Source organism: Edaphobacter sp. FHG110511_03 (genome assembly GCF_059115365.1).
The window spans coordinates 97,391-117,273 of record NZ_JBZYWL010000008.1; the positions used below are offsets into that span (position 1 = coordinate 97,391).

Below are 19,883 nucleotides of genomic sequence, written 5' to 3' on the forward strand. Positions count from 1 at the left end.
TGGCCATTACTTTGAAGTTTTGGCTTGCCGAAGACTCGGACGAAAAGATCGAGTGCATATCGGTAAGAATCCAGGGGGAGAACATTAATTGTGTTGCGGGGGATGCTCACTGTATAGCCTCCAGCTGGAATGGCTGTAGACTTTGCGAGCAGAGACGATCGAATTGAGACGTCGGGTGGGGATAACGAATCGCATTCTTCCTGTTCTCCGCAGGTAAGTCGTACAACATTCTCGGCAGGTTTCCTGGCTTCGAGGTTGCGATTCTTTGCTGGCCATTCACCTTCCCCAGCAATTGCTGAGTGGTATTACGAATGGCTTCCCTCGCTCACAGTGGCGGGACCGCGCCGGTCTTTCACCGGACTTCCCTATTAAGCCCTTGCGGGCACCTGAGAACTTTCAAGAAATAACATGGCGACTGATGAGCGTCAATCAGAGCCCGTCCTGGAGGTCGAGGAAATTACGGAATGGATGTGCCTAATTCGTGCCCGATGGTCGCTTGTTCCCGCTTATACTGATTGAGCGTTACGATGCAGCCAAGCCTTTTGCACCAAGCAGACGGATCTGGCGGGGTAATCCGTGGGGATTCAAGTCCCCCCTTTCGCACCAACTCTTTTTTAGAAAGTGACTCATGAATCAGCCGAAACCGAATGCGGAGCCGAAGCTCAATCTCTCCACCACCCCGGATTATCGCGAGGGCTATGCCAACAGCGTTCAGGTTCGCATGTCGGTGTGGGACTTCCTGTTGGTCTTCGGGACCATGAGCCAGGACACTCCTGACGAGCTTACCGTGAAGAACTTTCAGGGTATTTACCTGAGCCCGCAACAGGCCAAAGCTTTGCTCAATGTGCTCGGCCACAACCTCGCGCAGTATGAGCAGACCTTTGGCGCCATCGCTCTCGATCAACAGGTCCCCCAGGTCGGCGGTCCCGTCCATTAATAAAACACGCGTGCGATCCTCTCCAGACTCTCGCCGCGCTCCTGCCGAGCTTCCTACAGGACTGCTCTTTCCTCTCTTCTTCGCTGCGGTTTACCTCAGTCACCTTACGCTGCTTCGCCTGCCTTACTTCTGGGACGAAGCCGGTTACTACATCCCGGCCGCGTGGGATTTCTTTCGCACCGGCTCGTTGATCCCCCAGACCACGCTCTCCAACGCGCATCCTCCTCTGCCTTCCATCCTGCTGGCTGCATGGTGGCACCTCTCCGGATTCGTCGTCAGTGGAACCCGCACGCTGGTCGTCATGATTACGGCTACGGCGCTGGTCGCGGTCTTTCACCTCGCAAAATCCCTTCGCAACACCCCCGCCGCAATCGCCACCGTCACCCTGACCGCGCTCTACCCTGTCTGGTTCGCGCAAAGCACGCTGGCTCACGCCGATATCTTCGCTGCCGCCTTCACCCTGTGGGGCCTGGCCCTTTATTTCGAGCCCGGCGCCGAGAATCAGATCCTGGCCTCTGGACTCTTCTCTTTCGCCGCGCTTTCGAAGGAGACGGCCATCGTTACTCCGCTCGCACTCGCAGGGTTTGAGGCCGTCCTCCTTCTTCGTTCGCACAATCCATCGCAACGACGCTCGCATCTGCTTTGGCTGGTATCGCTTCTCTCTCCACTGATTCCACTGGTCGCGTGGTATGCCTATCATCGCCATCAAACCGGGTTTATCTTCGGCAATCCTGAGTTCTTGCGCTACAACGCCACTGCCAACCTCGAGCCGCTCCGCATCCTGCTCTCGCTGTGGCATCGGTTCCTGCACCTCGCAACGCATATGAACATGTACGTTCCGGTCGTATGCGCGATCGCCGCGATCTTTATCCCTCTGAAGCCATCGGCCGCGCCGGCTTTGCCGCGCCGGGCCCTCGCCGGGATCATCACGGTTCTTATTGCCAATTGGATCGCCTTCTCGGTGCTCGGCGGAGCCCTGCTCACCCGTTACCTGCTGCCGATGTATCCGCTGACCCTGCTTCTCTGCGTCACCGTCTGGCAGCGCCACCTCAAACAATGGTGGCTCCTTGCCGCGTTCAGCGGCGCCGCGTTTCTCGCCGGCATTTGGATCAATCCGCCCTACGCGTTCGCGCCCGAGGATAACCTCACCTACCGTGACATGATCGTTCTGCATCAGCAGGCCGTCTCGTTCATCGAGAATCGCTATCCCCAGGCCACAGTCCTCACCGCGTGGCCGGCAAGCGCAGAGCTCACCCGGCCCGAGCTTGGATACATTCACAAGCCGGTCAAGGTCGTCCCCGTCCAGAACTTCGCGATCGACCAGCTGGAGCAGGCAGCGCAAGATCCCGGAGCCTACGATACGGCGCTCTTGTTTTCAACCAAGTGGGAGCCCCCTGCGAACCGGCTCGATCTTGGTAGAGCAAACCGCCATCTCAACACGAAGTACTTCGACTTCCATCACGACCTCTCCCCATCCGAAGCGGCAGCTTTGCTTCACGGCGAGATCGTCTGGCAGGCCCGGCGCAAAGGCGAGTGGGCAGCCGTACTGCGCTTCCCACGTGCGATCAATGCATCCTTGACCTGGCCCCGAAGAACCCGCCCGATGCGTTAAGACGATCGGCTCCCGGCCAGGCGCAACGCTCTATACTCAACCTGTGCTCAGGTTCCTCTCATCTCGTTTCGCGTTTCGCCGCTCTCGCACTCTTCTCGCGCTGTGTGTCCTCGTCTCTTCCGTCTCATTGTTATTCGGTCAGGCATCCGACCCTTCCGCGCCAGCTGGTCGTGTCGTCCTTGTCCTTCCCTTTGAGAACCGCTCCGGCCAGCCCGACCTCGGCTGGATTGGCGACTCTTTCCCCGACACGCTCAATCAGCGGTTCTCCTCGGCGAGCTTCCTTACCATCTCGCGCGAAGACCGCCAGTACGCGCTCGATCATCTCGGCTTCCCTACCGACTTTCGCCCCACTCGCGCCACCACCATCCGCATCGCCCAGACCCTCGACGCCAACTACGTCGTCATCGGCAGCTACCACGTCGCCAACGGACGCATCTCTGCCCAGGCGCAGGTCCTTTCGGTCAGCGAGCTTCGGATGTCTCCGCCGATCGAAGATTCCAATGACCTGCAACGTCTCTTCGACGTGCAGAACACCCTCGCCTGGAAAATCGCGAAGTCGATCGATCCTCATTTCAACGTCGCACAACAGACCTTCCTTTCCGCCTCCGGACAGGTCAAGCTGAGCGCCTTTGAAAACTATATCCGCGGAACCGCAGCCACCACGCCGCAGGAACGAATCAAGCGGCTGCAGCTCTCTGTAAGGGAATCTCCCAGCTACACCGCCGCCCTTCTCGCTCTCGGCAAGGCGCAATACAGCGAGCGCGACTACGATCAGGCTGCCGCTACCCTTGCCCGCATATCGTCCACCGACCGTCTCGCTCTCGAGGCGAACTTCTATTTGGGCCTCGCCCGTTTCAACGCCGCTCATTATGCCGAGGCAGAAAAGGCCTTCGCCTTCGTCGCCACTCGCCTTCCCCTCCCCGAGGTGGTGAACAATCAAGCTGTCTCCCTGAGCCGCCAGGGACACAATGCGACTGCTTTGTTTCAGAGAGCCGTGGCCGCCGATCCGAAAGATCCGGACTATCACTACAACCTGGCAGTCTCCTCGTATCGCTCCGGAGATCAGGCCACTGCGCAGCGAGAAGTCGATCAGGCCCTTAAACTTCGCCCGACCGATCCTGAAGCTCCCAGCCTCAAGGCGCTTATCGCGCATGGGGGTCCGCCATCCTCGGCCGCTCCGTCAAGCGCAACGGTTGTAAAAGCTTCCTCGCCCGCGCCCTCCACAAACTCCACCTTCGAGCCGCTCGAACGCATTCGCCGCACTTATTCTGAGGCCTCTTTCCGTCAGGCTGCCTTTCAGATTGATCAAATGCGGGCCGTCCGCCTGGCAACTCTCCCTCCCGCCGAACAGGCCACCCAGTATGTTCAACTCGGTAGCGACTACCTCGCCCAGGGCCTTATTCCCGAAGCTGAGAGAGAGTTTCAATCCGCCCTTGCCGCCAATCCCGCCAGTGCCCAGGGCCGAGCCGGCCTGGCAGAAATCCGCGAGCAGAGTGGTGACTCGACAGCAGCTCGCAATGAGGCAGAGGCATCCCTGAAGCTCAGCCCCAACGCACCCGCCTATCTGGTGTTAGCGCGACTGGAGCTCAACGGAAATCAGACCGCTGCCTCCGCAGCCGATGTCGCGCGAGCCCTGAAGATCGAGCCGAACAACACCGCCGCTCTCGGCATGAAGCAAGCACTCGCGGCACGTGGACAGAGTCTTCCATGACACTTTTATGACCACCCGCCATCATCCCGTGTCGAGCACGATCGGACCAATACCTGGTGTTCTTCCGATCGTGCGGCTGCAATGCCTCCCTCAACTGGCTCTTCTCTTCTTCCTCTGTCTCACTCAGGCGCATGGGCAACCCGCTCCTGTCATCAAGCTGACGATCCACGACACAATCCAGCCCGTCTCCGCTGGATATCTTGAACGCGGATTGGCGGAGGCAGACCGTCGCAATGCAGCCGCCGTTCTCGTCTCTCTGGGAACGCCCGGTGGCCTGCTCGACTCCACGCGCGTGATGGTCCAGGCCATAGAACATTCGCGGATCCCCGTCATCGTTTATGTCTCTCCGGCAGGAAACCGCGCGGGCTCAGCCGGCTTCTTTCTCCTCGAAGCCGCGGATATCGCCGCGATGGCTCCCGGAACCAATGCCGGCGCAGCCCATCCGCTGGTCGAAGGCCGCCAGCTCGATCCCATCCTCAAGCAGAAGGTCGAAAATGACGCAGTTGCCTTCCTGCGTTCCTACGTCTCGCGCCGTGGACACAACCTTCAGGCGGCCGAAGATGCAGTCCTCAACTCAAAGTCCTACAGCGATGAAGAAGCGCTAAAGCTCAACGTGATCGATGTGACTGCCCCTGACGATGCCTCTCTGCTGCGCAGCCTCGACGGCCGGCAGATCCACCGCTTCGACGGGTCTTCCCAGACACTTCATCTCTCCGGATCCTCTGTCATCCTCCTCGAGCCCTCGCTTCGCGAGCGCATTCTCGGTCGCCTCGCCAACCCGGATCTTGCCGTGCTCGTGCTCGTGCTGGGCGGCCTGCTGATCTATCTCGAGTTCAACGTGCCGGGAACCATCGTTCCAGGTACTATCGGCAGCCTCTTTGTTCTGCTCGCGCTCTTCGGTCTCAACCTGCTCCCCATCCATCACACCGCCGTCTTTCTTTTGCTCGCCGGCGTTGCCATGTTCATCCTCGAGGCCAATTTTCCCAGCCATGGCGCCCTTGCTCTTGTAGGAACCCTTAGTCTGATCGTCGGTCTCGCGACCCTCGTAGATGGCCCCATCCCCGAGCAGCGCGTTCGCATCACGACCGCCATTGCGGCAGGCGCCGGTTTCGGGGGAATATCCTTCGCACTTGCGTGGATCGCTTTGCGAGCCAGACGCAGTAAAGTTCTTACCGGTCCTCAGGCCATGATCGGAGCCGTCGCTCTAGTCCGTCCGCCTCTCTCGGACGCCCGATACGGCGACACCTTTCAGGTCGAAATTCGCGGTGAACTTTGGGAGGCGAGACTTTCCTCGCCGGATCTTCCCTCTCCTTCGTCCGGTTCGAGCGTCCGCGTGAATGCCGTGGAAGGTCTCGTCCTCCTGGTTGAGCCCTACACTCCCTGAGGCCTCAACTCACACGCGCGACGCCAATCCAGAGTAGACTGGAGGGGGAAACACTTTTCGTTTCAAGGGAGTTCTTTGCTGATGTCGATCGCGTCTCGCCCACTGCGTGTGTGGAGCCTCGTTTTTTGTCTTTCTGTAACCCTTGCGGCCTCTTCAGCCCGCGCCCAGGCAACCAGCGGCAATCCAGCTCTCGACAAGCAACTCTCCCGCATTGATCTGGCCATAAGCGGTATTGGATCCTTCACGAAGGATACCTCCGGGACCAACAATCTCGGAGTCAAGGTCGACCAGATCCCCGGCTCCACCCTGGGCGCTCTCGTGACCGTTCGCTACACGAAGTCTCCCTACTTCGGCCTGGAGTTCAACTACACCTACGCTCGCTACACGCAGAAGTTCAAGTGCAATACCGGCACGCCAACCTTCCCATGCAACCCCGGCGATGATCTCTATTTCCCCGGCGGCGTACAGAATAACGCCAGCGAGTACTCGTTCGGCTATGTGATCCATCCCCCCCGCGAGTTCTTCGGAGCCAAGCCCTTCATCTCTCTGGGAGCCGGAACGACCGCCTTCCGCCCCACTACTGGCGGCGGCCAGGGACTGCACGGCCGGGCTCGCATGACTTACTTCTATGCTGTCGGTCTTGAGAAACAGCTAAGCCCGCACTTCGGGATTCGCGGTCAGCTGCGCCAGACCTTCTTCAAGGCGCCGGACTTCGGCGAGAGCTTAATCACCCTGCAGCAGCAGACATGGACCATTGAACCGGGTGGCGGCTTTGTGATCCACTTTTAGTGACCACCTTGCTTCGTCCGGTTCTTCGTAACAGTGCCTATCGCCAAGCTCATGCTCGAGATCGAGATTCCTCACGCTCAGTCGATCAAAGACCGAAGACAGGTTGTTCGCTCGCTCAAAGACCGTTTACGCCACGCCTTCAATCTCTCCATTACGGAGTTGGACGCGGGCGAAGTATGGAATCGTGCAACGCTGGGGATCGCCGTCATCTCTGGCTCCACAAGTTATCTCACTGGCCAGCTCCAGAAGATCGATCAGGCTGCTCACCGCATCACCCGATCTCTTGGAGCCGAAGTTACTGATTCTTATGCGGAATTTCTCTCGGACTAGACCCGATATCCACCTAGAAATGAAATCCACCATTTCCTTTCTAGGTGGAACTCTTCAAGTCTGATACCCTAACCAGTTCACTAAGGCCAACAGGTATGCCAGAGCAACGAGCCCGAACCCATCACCGCAACCGCATCGCCAATACCTTCTCTGAAGAGATCGGCGCAATGCTGGAAGGTGAGTTATCCGACCCCAGAATCGCTCCAAGCTACGTCACCGACGTGGTACTGGCGCCAGGCGGAAAATCTGCCCGCATCTACGTCGCAGTCCATGGCAATGAGCAGGAAGAAGAGTCCACACTCGCCGGCCTGATGACAGCGCGCGCCTACATTCGATCCCAGCTGCGCGAGCGAATGGGAGTCCGTCACGTCCCCGATCTCACCTTTGCGATCGACAGGTCGGAAAAGATGACCGGGCGGATGGAAGAGCTTCTCGGTCGAATGCGAAAACGGGAGAAAAAGCAGGCATCTTCCGATGTGAAGAGCTCGCAGGCATCGACCCACTCATGAAGATTGAAGCTCCCATCAACGCCTTGCTGGAAAGGTTCCGGTCCCATTCCCGCTTCCTGATCACCTCGCACGCGCGGCCGGATGGCGATGCAATTGGCTCTGTCCTTGCGCTTGCTGAGGTCCTTGAGCAATTGGGCCGCGAGTGCGTCGTAGTTCTCGCCGACGAGGTGCCGGTCATCTACCGCACCATGCCCAATCTCTCACGGATCCGCTTCACGACAGATGCGCGTGAGGTAGAACCAGACCTCAACATCCCGGCAGTTCTGCTGGAATGCGATGGCATTCCACGGACCGGCCTGGCTGGACTGGAAGGACGCTGCCTCATCAACATCGATCATCACGCCAGCGGCCGCCCATTCGGGGCCCTGAACTGGATCGACGAGAATGCTTGCGCGGTCGCGGCCATGGTCTACCGACTTGCCTTGGCTGCGGAAGTTGAAATTACCCCAACGATGGCGACCTGCCTCTACACGGCCATCATCTCCGATACCGGCTCATTCACCTATTCCAGTACAACCACCGAGACCTTCGCCCTGGCCCACGATCTTGCCGCCCACGGCGCGAATCCGGGTCAGATTGCACGCGATATCTACTTCTCCAACCCGGAGAGCAAGATTCGCCTGCTCGGCACCGCTCTCTGCAACCTTCGGACAGAGGGCCCTTTGGCATGGAGTTGGGTCACCACCCGCGATATGGAGCAGGCCGGAGCAGGAGCCGAGGACTGCGAGGGTGTGGTGAATTACCTGATCAGTATCGCCGGAGTCGAATCTGCGGTCTTTCTCCGCCAGCTGCCGGAGGTTGACCGGTATCGCCTGAGCATTCGAAGCAAGGGAAAAATCGACGTTGCTCGGGTCGCCGAAACCTTTGGTGGTGGTGGCCATCGCAGCGCCAGCGGATGCACACTGGACGGTCCGCTCCCCTTAGCCACCGAGCGGATTTTGACCCAGCTCAGGATGGGGCTCTGTTAATCTTGTCTCGCTCTTCGGAAATGACAGGCCCTCAACAATCCGCCGGGGATGGCGCAGGAGACAAACGCGCATCGCAGAGTTGGCTTCGCCGCCTGCGAAGCCGGCCTGAGGCTTCCGTCTCTCTCGAACTCCTGATCCTCGTCCTCGTCAGCGGCTTTCTTCTCCTCTACGGCCTCGTTCCCGCTTTTGGAGGCGATCAGCTCGGACTGGTAGGAGCCGACGAGCCCCGCTATGCCCAGGTTTCGCGCGAGATGCTCGAGGCGCACTCCGAGGCCTGCCACGAGGTCAACGCGAAGATCTTTCCTCACAGTCTTCGCCTGGCGGATCTCAAGGCGTCCTACCACTGTCTGGCGGGAGGAACCGTAACTCCCATCCTCTATGGCCAGCCGTGGCTGGAAAAGCCCGCCCTCTACTACTGGCGAGCCATGGGATTCTTCAAGGAGTTCGGGGTCTCGGACTGGTCTGCACGCCTGCCCTCCTCTTCGGGAGCCTTCGCCCTTATCCTGTTGATCTTCCTGCATATGCGAAGGTTCCGGCCCGGGGGCCACCTCGATGCAGCCCTGATCACTACCTCCTGCGTCGCCATCGTCAGCTTCGCGCGGGGAGCCTCCACCGATATGCAGCTCGCCGCTCCCTTCTGCATCGGCATGCTGGGATGGTATGCGTGGTATGAGACTGGAAAGAAGTTCTGGCTCTTCGATCTCTACTTCTTCGGAGCAGCGGCAACCCTCGCAAAAGGCCCGGTGGCTCCCTTTCTGGCGCTGACCATCATTCTCCTCTTTGCCGGTCTACGCCGCGAGTGGTCGCTGCTGCGGAGGACCATCTGGCTGCCCGGCGTCGCGCTTTACTTCGCGATGGTGCTTCCCTGGTTCATCGCGGTCCAGCATCATAATCCGACCTTCTTCCGGGTGTTCTTCAAGGAACACAACCTGGAGCGGTTTGCAAGCAACCGCTACCAGCATCACCAGCCCTTCTGGTACTACATCGCGGTCCTGATCATTGGGCTGATGCCGTGGACCGTGATCGCGACTCGCGCCCTGATCGACTCGATCGAGGTCTCGATTGCGGAATGGAAGGTAAGGCACAACCCGAAACGCTACCTCGGTCACACCCGCGCAGGCGACGCCTTTCCGGAGTTCCTGGTCCTGTGGGCACTCTTTCCTATCTTCTTCTTTTCGTTTTCAGGCTCCAAGCTTCCCGGCTACATCCTCCCGTCAATTCCCCCGCTCACCATCCTGGCCGCCGATTACCTGAACCGGGTCCGCAGGCAGGGATTGCCGCGCTGGCTCTTGTGGGCACATGCGGCCACCTGCGCCGTCCTGGTCTTCGTCCTGACCCTGGCTCCGCAGCATATGAAGTACGAAACCCTGGTGCCCTCAGCGAGCTGGTTGACCGCCGCCGCCACCGCCGCGCTCATCTTTGGCGCCCTGGTCTTCGTCATGGTCCGCCGATGGGGAGTCTCCCAGGTGGCCAATGCCACGCTGCTGCCTATCCTGGCAACACTGATCTTCCTGCTGGGATTCCACGGCAAAGACCTGGACATCAACTACTCGGCTCGTCCGCTCGCAAGAGAGATGGCGCAAAAGGCTCCCGATATCCATGTGGTCGCGGTTGAGTCGGTGAGACGCGACCTCGATTACGGGATCGCCTTCTACCGCAATGAGCCCACAGTTCACTACGCCAAGGACGGCATTCCGGACGGCGAACACCTTCTGGTGATTCCCACCAACGACACGGCTGATCTGGAGCGCTACCTGGCGGGACGTATGTACACGCCCCTGTTCCTCTATGACGCGCAAGGGCTGGAAGTCTATCGCGTTTCGGCCCGGCCCTGACCAGAAAGAGTCTCTCTGGAAGGAATAGCGCGTCGCAGCCCGGCAAAATTCTGTAAGCTCAACGGGAGACTTTTGCTGTAGTGGTGCGTAGTTCTGTGGAGATGCCCGTAGCGACCCAACTCGAGCTCCTGGACCTGAGAGAGTTTTCAGCGCGTCAGCTTCGGCCACTGCTGGAGGCGGAAGCGGCAGTGTGGCAGGAGAGGTTGCGATGGGACTACAGAAGCTCGACCGAGCTACTGCTGCAGTATCTGGACTCCCGCATCCTTCCCGGCTTCGTCGCGCTCGATCGTGGGAGAATCGCAGGCTACACCTTCTGTGTCTACGAAGGACAGAAAGCTGTGGTCGGGGACGCCTTCGCGTTCATGCCGAGCGCTGAGCAAAACCACCAGATCATCGACGCTCTGCTGCGAAAGCTGCTGGACCTCCTTCTGCATACATCCAGCATCGGCCGAGTGGAATCGCAACTTCTGCTCTATGACGCCGGACAGATCGATGGGGGCTTTCCCGCTGCCGGATTCGTCCGCCATCAGAGGTTGTTCATGGAGCTCAACCTTGCCGAAGCGAGAGGCGCCGCTTCCCCAGCCGCGCAGGCCAGTGGCATAGAGCTGATTCCATGGTCCTCTCTTTACTACCAGGCTGCCGCGGAGCTGATTCATGCGGCATACCTGGGGCATATCGATGCAGAGATCAATGACCAGTACTGCTCGCTGCACGGCTCGCTGCGATTCCTGCACAATATCGTGCGGTTTCCCGGCTGCGGCGTCTTCGAGGAGAACCAGTCGTGGCTGCTGCGTGAGCGGGACTCCGGCAGGCTGGCGGGAATGATCCTGTGCTCCCGCGTCGCCCCGAACGTGGCCCATATCACGCAGCTCTGCGTCTCTCCTTCGCAGCGTGGACGAGGGCTGGGCCGGCTGATGCTGAGTCATGCAGCGCAGAGTCTCCGGCGAGCGAAGACCGCGGCGATCACCCTCACCGTCACCGAATCGAACCGGCAGGCGGTCGCGCTCTATGAGGAGGCCGGCTTCGAGGTCCGGCATCGGTTCGATGCCATGGTCCTGTCCCGGAACTCCGCTCTATGGCTGCGTGAAGCATAACGACGTTCTTGCCTGCTTCAGCTCTGCTCTTTACTCCACATGGTAGTTGGGCGCCTCGCGGGTGATGATGACGTCGTGGACGTGGCTCTCGCGCAGGCCGGCGCCGGAGATGCGGATGAAGCGGGAGTTCTGCTGGAGTTCTTCGATGCTCGAGCAGCCAAGGTAGCCCATGCCGGAGCGAAGGCCGCCGACGAGTTGGTAGACCATTCCTTCGAGAGGACCGCGGTGCGGCACTCGGCCTTCAATTCCCTCAGGGACAAACTTGGCCAGACGATTGGAGGAGGACGTCTCACGCGCAGTGAGGTTTGGGCGCTCAGTCGAAGCATCCGAAATGTCGTCCCTGCCCTGGAAGTAGCGCTCGCCTGAACCCTGCGCCATGGCCGACAGCGAGCCCATGCCACGATAGGCCTTGAAGCTGCGGCCCTGATAGAGGATAGTCTCGCCAGGAGACTCGTCGACGCCGGCGAAGAGCGAGCCCATCATGACGACCGAAGCTCCCGCGGCGATAGCCTTGGTGACGTCGCCCGAGTACTTGATGCCTCCGTCGGCGATGATCGGGATGTTGTTCTCGTGGCCAGCCCGGAAGGCCTCGGAGATGGCGGTGATCTGCGGCATTCCGGCTCCGGTGACCATGCGGGTGGTGCAGATGGAACCCGGACCGATGCCAACCTTGACGGCATCCGCTCCCGCCTTGATCAGAGCAAGAGCCCCTTCATAGGTGGCGACATTTCCCGCCAGGACATCGATCTCCGGGAACTTTCTCTTGGCCTCGCGGACTGCCTCGAGAACACGCGAAGAATGGCCGTGGGCCGAGTCGATCGCCAGAGCATCGACTCGGGCGTCGACGAGCTCCTGGGCACGTTCGAGGAAGTCTCCGGTGGCGCCGATCGCCCCGGCCACGCGAAGGCGGCCCTGCGAATCCTTGCTCGCATTGGGGTACTTCAGCTTCTTCTGGATATCTTTGACGGTGATCAGGCCCTTGAGCTCATACTCGTCGTTGACGACAAGGAGCTTTTCGACGCGATGCTTGTGGAGGATCTGCTCGGCCTGTTCGAGGGTAGTTCCCACGGCGACGGTGATGAGGTTTTCCTTGGTCATCACGTCGGAGATAGGGATGTCGGTGCGGGAAACGAAGCGTAGGTCGCGGTTGGTGAGGATTCCGACAAGCTTCTTGTTCTTGGTGACGGGAACGCCTGAGATCTTGTAACGGCGCATCACCTCAAGAGCGGCGGCGATGGGCTGCTCCGGCTCGATCGTGACAGGATCGACAATCATGCCGGACTCCGAGCGCTTGACCTTGTCAATCTCTCCGGCCTGCTGCTCGATAGTGAGGTTACGATGAACAACTCCCATACCTCCCTGCTGGGCCATCGCGATGGCCAGGCGCGACTCGGTAACCGTGTCCATTGCCGCCGAGAGCAGCGGTGTGTTCAGGGTGATGTTCCGTGTCAGCTGAGTCTGGGTGGAAACCTGGGTGGGGATAACTTCGCTGTAGGCAGGTACGAGGAGAACGTCGTCGAAGGTGAGGGCTTCGGGTACAGGGAGATTGATCATGTCTTCTTTTTTCCGCAGGGTGCGGCCTGAGACAGGCGGGTTGCCGTTAGAGATTTAATATTTGATTGTAGGGGAGGGACGGAGCATGGGGCAAGGCAAGTGGGTTGCTGCCGGATAAATATTGCGTGACGAGATGGCCCTCTCCGTTTTGCCGACGATCTTTAGATCGTACGAGATCGGAATCAGCGCACATGCAAAACCTGAAAAGAATAGCGTGATGCCACGAAACTTCTTTTAAAATGGTCTCACCCCTTCTAGGGTCGTGATTGAGGGGCATCCATAGGTCTGACGGGCTCGCTTTTTCAGCTGAATTTACATTTCCTCTCTGAAGAGGTTACAGGTTTGAATCCACCCATTGGGTTTGTGCTTCTCACACACCAGAATCCCTCTCAGATTCTTTTTCTGTGCGAGCAGCTGACGAAGTTGTTCGATCGCGCCCCGATCGTCATCCATCATGACTTCAGCAAGAGCAAGCTGAACCAAGACCTCTTTCCAGGGAATGTAAGCTTTGTCGCCGACTGGGAAAATACAAGATGGGGAGGCTGGGGTGTGGTCGCAGGTCAACTCAAGGCTACCCGGCAGCTTTATTCCCAGCACAACCCCGATTGGTTCGTGGTTCTAAGCTCCGCTGATTTTCCGGTGAAGCCGGCCCGCTCCATCCTTGAAGACCTCTACGGCGGGGGATTCGACGCCTATCTCTATCACCGTCGAATCGGATACTGCATGCTCCCCTTGCCGCAGGCGGGCTTTGGGGCGGAGAACTTCGCCCATCCCGCCTGGGAAAGGCTTGCCTTTGAGAGATATGTGGCGCTAGGGTTCGGCTTTTACAAGCTTGCCACCCGGTTGAAGTGGAAGACCAAGGCGCTCTATCTTCGCCAGCAGTTCTTTATCAGGAGGTTTACGCCGTTCGATGGTTCCATCGAATGCTTTGCAGGAGAGTACTGGTTGACGGGAAATCGCTCTACCGCGGAAGCTCTGCTGAGCGACAATGCCAGAAACCGCAGGCTGACCGCCCATTTTCAGCGTCGTCCCAATCCGGACGAGGGATTCCCCCACACCGTCCTGTGCAACACGCCGTCCTTGAAGATCTCGCCTGACAGCAAGCGCTTTTCAGACTGGGAGGGTCAGATAAACCATCCACGCACCCTGACGGAGGCTGACTTCCCTCTCCTTCTGGCATCGTCCGCCCACTTTGCCCGCAAGTTCGATTTCAACCCGCAACAACTGCTTCGACTCAGCTCCTTGCTGGAAAATAGGGGCTGAGCCCAGCCAAAGACAGAGATTGCTGCCTGCGGAGACGCTCTTCCGGAGCGCGTTTGAATTACCACGAAAGTGGATGTATCATATGGATTGCAGCGTTTTTTCCGTTGTCCGCAAGTGACCGTGAACCTGGCCGGTGTAGGACGGAAGAGATGAGTGGGCCACAGCCCACTTTTTATTTGCTCTGAAATAGGCTCTAGCCGGCACCGGCAAAAGTCGCGGGACAGGCAGCAAGAACGACAGGTATGGCGCTGAATCTGGACACAATACGGGCAACGGCGGATCGTGTCGCCGCCTCGCACCACCTGGAGGTGGTCGAGCTGGAGTTTACCGGAGGAGCAAAGTTCCGGACGCTCCGGATCTTCATCGAGAAAAATGCGGAGGAGCGGGCTAAGCTGGCGGCAAAGGCCACCGAGGAAGATGCGGAAGCCGATGCGACCCTGCCGAAGGGGGTTCCAGTCGAGATGCTTTCGGGCGTAACCCATGAGGATTGCACAGCGTTCGCACAGGACTTCGGTACGGTGCTCGATGTCGAAGACCTGATGCCGGGAGCGGAGTACACGCTGGAGGTTTCCAGCCCCGGACTGGAACGCAAGCTGTTCCGTCCCGAGGACTACACCCGGTTCAAGGGGAGCCTGGTGAAAGTACAGACTTTTACGCCGGTCAGCAACAACCGGCAATGGCAGGGACGGCTAACGGGATTTGCCGGGAACGTACTGACGCTGGACCTTTCGGCGGTGAAGCAAAAGGGCAAGGCGAAAAAGGCAGCCGTAGCAGCGATCATCGAGATTCCGCTGGCGAATGTAGAGAAGGCGCAGCTGGTGGCTGAGTTTTAGCCCGGTTGCAGCATCAGAGGAAACAGGAACGATAACGCTCCGGGGGAAATCCACCGGGGGCATGAAGGAAGAATGACGATGGCAAGCGCTTTGTATCAGTCGATTGAGATGTTGAGCCGCGATAAGGGCATCGAGCCGGGTGTGGTAGTGGGCGCCGTAGAGGACGCGATCGCGCTGGCGACGAGGAAGTTCTACAAGACGCAGGAGAATATGCGCGCCGAGATGGACCGCGAGAGCGGTGAGATTCGCGCCTACGTGTTCAAGACCGTGGTCGAGGGTCCGGAGCAGGTGGAGGACGAGATCAATCAACTGACGCTGGATCAGGCCCGCGCGCTGGCTCCCGAGGTTGAGGTTGGTGCAGAGCTGCGCTTCTACAAGGACACGACCCCGCTGGGTCGGATTGCGGCGCAGATGGCCAAGCAGGTGATCTTCCAGAAGGTTCGCGAGGCCGAGCGGGACACCGTATTCAACGAATACAACCATCGCGCGGGAGAGGTTTTGACGGCGACGGTGAAGCGGCTGGAGCCGATGGACGTGATCTTCGACATCGGCAAGGCCGAGGCCAGGATGCCGAAACGCGAGCAATCGCGGCTGGAGCAGTTTGCCGTGGGCGAGCGCGTACGCGTGGTTCTGCTGCGCGTAGACCGCGCGGCGAAAGGACCGCAGGTCATCGTGTCGCGAGCCTCCCCGGTGCTGGTATCGAACCTCTTCCAGAGCGAGGTTCCGGAGATTTACGACAACACAGTCAGCATCAAGGCGATCGCCCGCGAGGCGGGAGAGCGTACCAAGATCGCCGTGCAGAGCCGCGACAAGGATGTCGACCCGGTGGGAGCCTGCGTCGGCATGAAGGGAATGCGCGTGCAGTCCATCATTCGCGAGCTCAGGGGCGAGAAGATCGACATCATCGAGTTCTCCGACGAGATCACGACCTTTGCCGAAAAGGCGCTGCAGCCCGCCAAGGTAAGCCGCGTTTCGATTACGGACCTGGGCGAGAAGCAGATCGAAGTCATCGTCGACGATACCCAGCTGTCGCTGGCGATCGGCAAGAAGGGCCAGAACGTCCGACTGGCGGCGAAACTGCTGCAGTGGAAGATCGACATCAAGAGCGAAGAAGAGAAGCGCCAGGAGGTCGAGCAGCAGATGCAGGCCATGGGCGGCGGACCTTCGACGCCGATCGAGCAGGTCACGGAGCTGGGAGAGACGATTCTCGAGAAACTGATCGCAGCAGGAATTACAACCGTCGAAGCGCTGGCGGATATGACTCCGGAGCAGTTGGAAGAGGTTCCCGGCATTGGAGAGAAGACAGTCGAGAAGATCTCGGTCGCAGTACGCCACTACTTCGGACAGTACGAAGATGGCGAAGAGCGGCCGGCTGGAGCGGCGACTCCGGCGGCGGAACAGCAGGAGAGTTCAATGGATAGAACACCAGAGGAGATTCTTGCCGGCGAGGCAGGAGAGGGCCGCGCAAAAGAAGTAAACGGCCTGTCGGCAGAGGACCTTGCGGAGGCCGAGGATGAGGCTTCCGGTTCGGACGCCTTCAGTGATGCGGATGCCCGTGAGGAGCGGATTGAGCTGAACAACGACTCGGTGGACACGCTGGTCGATGAGGCCCAGGAATTCTCCGACGAAGGCATCGACAATGACGGACATGACCGTGGCTAGGCTCGGCAGAGAAGCGCCGCACCGCAGGTACAGTAAGTTCAGAGATAATAGATATAACCACCATTCCTACCTCGAAGAGGCGATATGAGCAGCTAAGGGCGTTAGGGAAGCGAAAAAGGAACGGATGAGCAAAGTTCGAATCAACGATCTGGCACGTGAACTGGAAGTGAAGAGCAAGTCGATTCTGGACGCATTGACCGCAGTCGGCGTTTCGGAGAAGAAGACCCACTCCAGCTCGATCGAAGCCGATGAAGCTGAGAAGGTCCGCGCGTACCTGACGCGCGGCAGCCGCGCAGGTACAGGAATGTCGAGACCGACGGACAGGCCGAAGTTCGATCTCTCAAAGGTGTCGAAGCCCGGCGACGCTCTCAAGGCGATCCTGGAGCGCAAGCAGGCCGAGGCAGCTGCGAAGGCGGCTCCTCCCGTGGTGGCGCGCCCGGCCGTGGTTCCGCCGCCAGTGGTTTCGCCGCCAGTCGCTCCGCCAGCTGCCCCTCCGCGACCGGGCATCGCTCCAAACGTGACAGCGGCGGCGAGCACACCGCCACAGAACGCTCCGGCCGCCGCGCCGGCGCCACGCAGGATCGTTCCTCTGCCTCGTCCTCAGGCGAATATTGTGGCTCCGCCCCCAGCGGCGCCGGCGATAGCAAGCAGGCCTCCGGCTGGCCCGGTAGTAGCCCGGCCGACTGTCGCCGTTCCTCCTGCTCCGACGGCTGCTGCTTCCGCGCCTCATACCCCGCAGCAGCGCCCGGTTGTAGCTCCTGCAACGCCGCCCGTCGCCGCGACCCCGAAGCCTGTGACGCCGCCGCCTGTTGTGGAGCAAACCCCCGCGGCTTCTCCATCAGCCCCAGCGGCCGCGCCTGCGCCCGACGCAACACCTGCTCCGCAGCCGCAGGCAGCAACGCCTGCCGCCCCGGCGCCACCAGAAACTGCAGCAGCCCCGGTAGCTCCAGCCGCCCCGGTCCCGCCTGCTGCCCCGGCCCGCCGCGTCATCATGCCGCAAACCGGACCGCGTCCCATCTATACGGCTCCTCCCCCTGCTCCGGGAGCACCCCCACGGAATCGTCCGATCTTTGAGAGGCCGCGTCCGCAGGGTCCTGGAGGACCAGGTGGTCGTCCGTCTCTGCCTCCAGGCGCACGGCGGCCCATGCATCCGACCCGCACCTTCCCAGGAGGGCCGGGCGGCGGTCCAGGCGGAAGGCCTGGATTCGCTGGACCTGGAGGGGCACGGCCAGGGTTTGGCGCGCGACCCGGATTCGGCGGACCACGGCCGGCAGGACCGGGAGGCTTATTGCCGGGACCGGGTGAGGGTGCTCCAGCCGGGCGTCCGGCAGGAAGACCACCACAGCGTCGCGGTGGCAACCAGCGCTACGAGAAGACCAAAGAAGGCCCGATGAAGGGCTTCGCTCCACCGCCGCGGTTTGGCGGGGTGCAGATTCCGCAGCAGCCTCTGCCCATCACCCGCACCATCACGGTGACAGAGGGCATCAGCGTAAAGGACCTGGCCGAGAAGCTGGATATTCGCGGCAAGGACCTGATCGCTACCCTGCTGATGCGCGGCGTCTTCGTCACGGTCAACCAGTCGCTCGAGGGCGAGCTGGTTAAGGACGTGGCACGGCAGTTCGGTGCCGACGCCACCATCATCAGCGTTGAAGAGCAGCTGGAGAACGAGGCCATCGAGGGCTTCCTCGAAGATACGACCGGAATGACCGAGGTCGTCCGTTCGCCGGTAGTCACCGTCATGGGCCACGTCGACCACGGAAAGACCTCCCTGCTGGATGCCATCCGGCAGACGGATGTGGCCGCCGGCGAAGCTGGTGGAATCACGCAACACATCGGCGCCTACAAGGTGCATGTCACCAAGCCGGATTCTCCCGCATTCGGTCGCGAGATCGTCTTCCTCGACACCCCGGGTCACGAGGCCTTTACCCGCATGCGTGCGCGCGGCGCGAAGGTGACGGATATCGTCGTCATCGTCGTCGCAGCCGATGACGGCGTGATGCCACAGACGCTCGAGGCGATCGACCATGCCAAGGCAGCCAACGTACCGATCATCGTCGCGATCAACAAGATCGACAAACCGGACGCGAATCCGGATCGCATCAAGCAGCAGCTCGGCGAACGCGGCCTGCAGCTGACGGGATGGGGCGGCGACGTAGAGTACGTTGAAGTCTCCGCCAAGAAGCGCATCAACCTCGATCGCCTGGAAGAGATGATCTGCCTGGTGGCCGACGTCAACGAGCAGAAGTCGCAGCCGGATCGTCCTGCCGTCGGAACCGTAATCGAAGCGAAACTCGATCGCGGGCGCGGCGCTGTGGCCAGCATCCTGGTGCAGAACGGAACCCTAAGAACGGGAGACAGCTACATCGTCGGTAACACGTTCGGCAAGGTTCGCGCCATGTTCGACGACCGCGGACGCACCATCACCGAGGCTGGACCGTCGACCCCGGTCGAGATCCTCGGTCTGGAGAGCATCCCGGATGCGGGCGATACCTTCCTCGTCATGGCGGACCGCGACAAAGCCAAGGGCATTGCGCAATACCGCAAGATGAAGGAGCGCGAGGCGCAGCTGGCCAAGAGCTCGCGTGTCTCGCTGGAAGGACTTGCCGAGCAGATCAAGCAGGCCGGCATGAAGGACCTGAACCTGATTCTGAAGGGCGACGTGCAGGGCTCGGTCGAAGTACTGGCCGATTCCCTCGAGAAGATGTCGACCGAAAAGGTTCGTGTTCGCGTCCTCCGTGCAGGCGTCGGCGCCATCACCGAGTCGGACGTTCTGCTGGCCTCAGCCTCAAACGCTGTCGTCATCGGCTTCAACGTGCGGCCCGACCGCAAGGCAGCCGAGATTGCCGAGCGCGAGAACGTCGAGATCCGCATCCACTCGATCATCTACGAGCTGCAGGACGAGATCACGAAGGCGATGTACGGGCTTCTGGAGCCAGTGTTCAAGGAGAATTACCTTGGACGGGCCGAAGTGCTCAATGTCTTCAAGATCACCAAGGTCGGCCAGATCGCCGGTTGCATCGTTCGCGATGGCCTCATCCGGCGCGATGCGCAGGTCAAGGTCATGCGTAACGGCGACGAGGTCTGGAAGGGCAAGATCGCGTCTCTCAAGCGCTTCAAAGACGACGCGTCCGAAGTGCGGCAGGGTGTCGAGTGCGGTATCGATCTGGGGAACTTCAAAGACATCCAGGTCGGCGACTTCATCGAAGCCTTCACCACCGAGAAGCTGGCAGCCGAGCTCGGTCAGACTGCAGCCGAGCGCAAGGCGGCGGCAGCGACAACACCCTCGACAGAGTCGGTCAACGCATAACTTCATCCTCAACAAAAAAGAAAGAGCCGGGAGCAATCCCGGCTCTTTCTTTTCTCCCCGCGCAACTGGCAACACACGCTTCACCCTAAGAGCCA

At 60.3% G+C, this 19,883-nt stretch carries 15 protein-coding genes and 1 riboswitch; of the genes, 14 read left to right on the top strand and 1 reads right to left on the bottom strand.

The window, feature by feature from the left end; all coding sequences use genetic code 11:
- Positions 1-216: 216 nt before the first annotated feature.
- Positions 217-406: riboswitch (cobalamin riboswitch) on the bottom strand.
- A gap of 222 nt (positions 407-628) precedes the next feature.
- The 10 genes from AC5S26_RS25795 (at position 629) to AC5S26_RS25840 (ending at position 11,169) form a co-directional block, all read left to right on the top strand.
- Positions 629-937 carry a DUF3467 domain-containing protein gene (locus AC5S26_RS25795; RefSeq protein WP_494187834.1) on the top strand — a complete coding sequence of 103 codons (309 nt, stop codon included), beginning with the start codon at positions 629-631 and terminating at the stop codon, positions 935-937.
- Between the two features lie 10 nt (positions 938-947).
- A complete protein-coding gene (locus AC5S26_RS25800) occupies positions 948-2,549 on the top strand; it encodes an ArnT family glycosyltransferase (protein WP_494187835.1) in 1,602 nt (533 codons plus the stop codon).
- Positions 2,550-2,592: 43 nt separating this feature from the next.
- Positions 2,593-4,260 carry a tetratricopeptide repeat protein gene (locus AC5S26_RS25805; RefSeq protein ID WP_494187836.1) on the top strand — a complete coding sequence of 556 codons (1,668 nt, stop codon included), beginning with the start codon at positions 2,593-2,595 and terminating at the stop codon, positions 4,258-4,260.
- Positions 4,261-4,267: 7 nt separating this feature from the next.
- Positions 4,268-5,644, top strand: a complete 1,377-nt coding sequence (locus AC5S26_RS25810) for an NfeD family protein (RefSeq protein ID WP_494187837.1) — start codon at positions 4,268-4,270, stop codon at positions 5,642-5,644.
- 81 nt (positions 5,645-5,725) lie between these two features.
- Entirely contained in the window at positions 5,726-6,433 is a 708-nt protein-coding gene (locus AC5S26_RS25815; RefSeq protein ID WP_494187838.1) for an outer membrane beta-barrel protein, read from the top strand.
- Between the two features lie 33 nt (positions 6,434-6,466).
- Entirely contained in the window at positions 6,467-6,763 is a 297-nt protein-coding gene (locus AC5S26_RS25820) for a DUF503 domain-containing protein (RefSeq protein WP_494187839.1), read from the top strand.
- A 95-nt stretch (positions 6,764-6,858) separates the two neighbouring features.
- Complete coding sequence (gene rbfA / locus AC5S26_RS25825) at positions 6,859-7,272, top strand: 30S ribosome-binding factor RbfA (protein ID WP_494187840.1); 414 nt, start codon at positions 6,859-6,861, stop codon at positions 7,270-7,272.
- On the top strand, positions 7,269-8,240 hold the full coding sequence (locus tag AC5S26_RS25830; protein WP_494187841.1) for a DHH family phosphoesterase: 972 nt from the start codon (positions 7,269-7,271) through the stop codon (positions 8,238-8,240). Before rbfA ends, AC5S26_RS25830 begins: the two co-directional genes overlap by 4 nt.
- Before the next feature lie 2 nt (positions 8,241-8,242).
- On the top strand, positions 8,243-10,075 hold the full coding sequence (locus AC5S26_RS25835; protein ID WP_494187842.1) for an ArnT family glycosyltransferase: 1,833 nt from the start codon (positions 8,243-8,245) through the stop codon (positions 10,073-10,075).
- Positions 10,076-10,155: 80 nt separating this feature from the next.
- A complete protein-coding gene (locus tag AC5S26_RS25840) occupies positions 10,156-11,169 on the top strand; it encodes a GNAT family N-acetyltransferase (protein ID WP_494187843.1) in 1,014 nt (337 codons plus the stop codon).
- A 30-nt stretch (positions 11,170-11,199) separates the two neighbouring features.
- Here AC5S26_RS25840 and guaB read toward each other — a convergent pair whose 3' ends face one another.
- Positions 11,200-12,723 (bottom strand): IMP dehydrogenase, encoded by a 1,524-nt coding sequence (gene guaB, locus AC5S26_RS25845; protein WP_494187844.1) that lies wholly within the window; start codon positions 12,721-12,723, stop codon positions 11,200-11,202.
- 342 nt (positions 12,724-13,065) lie between these two features.
- On the opposite strand from guaB, the gene AC5S26_RS25850 reads away from it, so the two are divergent.
- From AC5S26_RS25850 to infB, 4 genes are all read left to right on the top strand, one after another.
- Entirely contained in the window at positions 13,066-13,986 is a 921-nt protein-coding gene (locus AC5S26_RS25850; RefSeq protein WP_494187845.1) for a beta-1,6-N-acetylglucosaminyltransferase, read from the top strand.
- Positions 13,987-14,228: 242 nt separating this feature from the next.
- On the top strand, positions 14,229-14,819 hold the full coding sequence (gene rimP / locus AC5S26_RS25855) for a ribosome maturation factor RimP (RefSeq protein WP_494187846.1): 591 nt from the start codon (positions 14,229-14,231) through the stop codon (positions 14,817-14,819).
- 78 nt (positions 14,820-14,897) lie between these two features.
- Positions 14,898-16,481: a transcription termination factor NusA gene (gene nusA / locus AC5S26_RS25860; RefSeq protein ID WP_494187847.1), complete on the top strand. Its 1,584-nt coding sequence runs from the start codon at positions 14,898-14,900 to the stop codon at positions 16,479-16,481.
- Between the two features lie 124 nt (positions 16,482-16,605).
- Positions 16,606-19,788, top strand: coding sequence for a translation initiation factor IF-2 (gene infB / locus AC5S26_RS25865; protein ID WP_494187848.1), 3,183 nt, complete (start codon positions 16,606-16,608; stop codon positions 19,786-19,788).
- Positions 19,789-19,883: the final 95 nt, after the last annotated feature.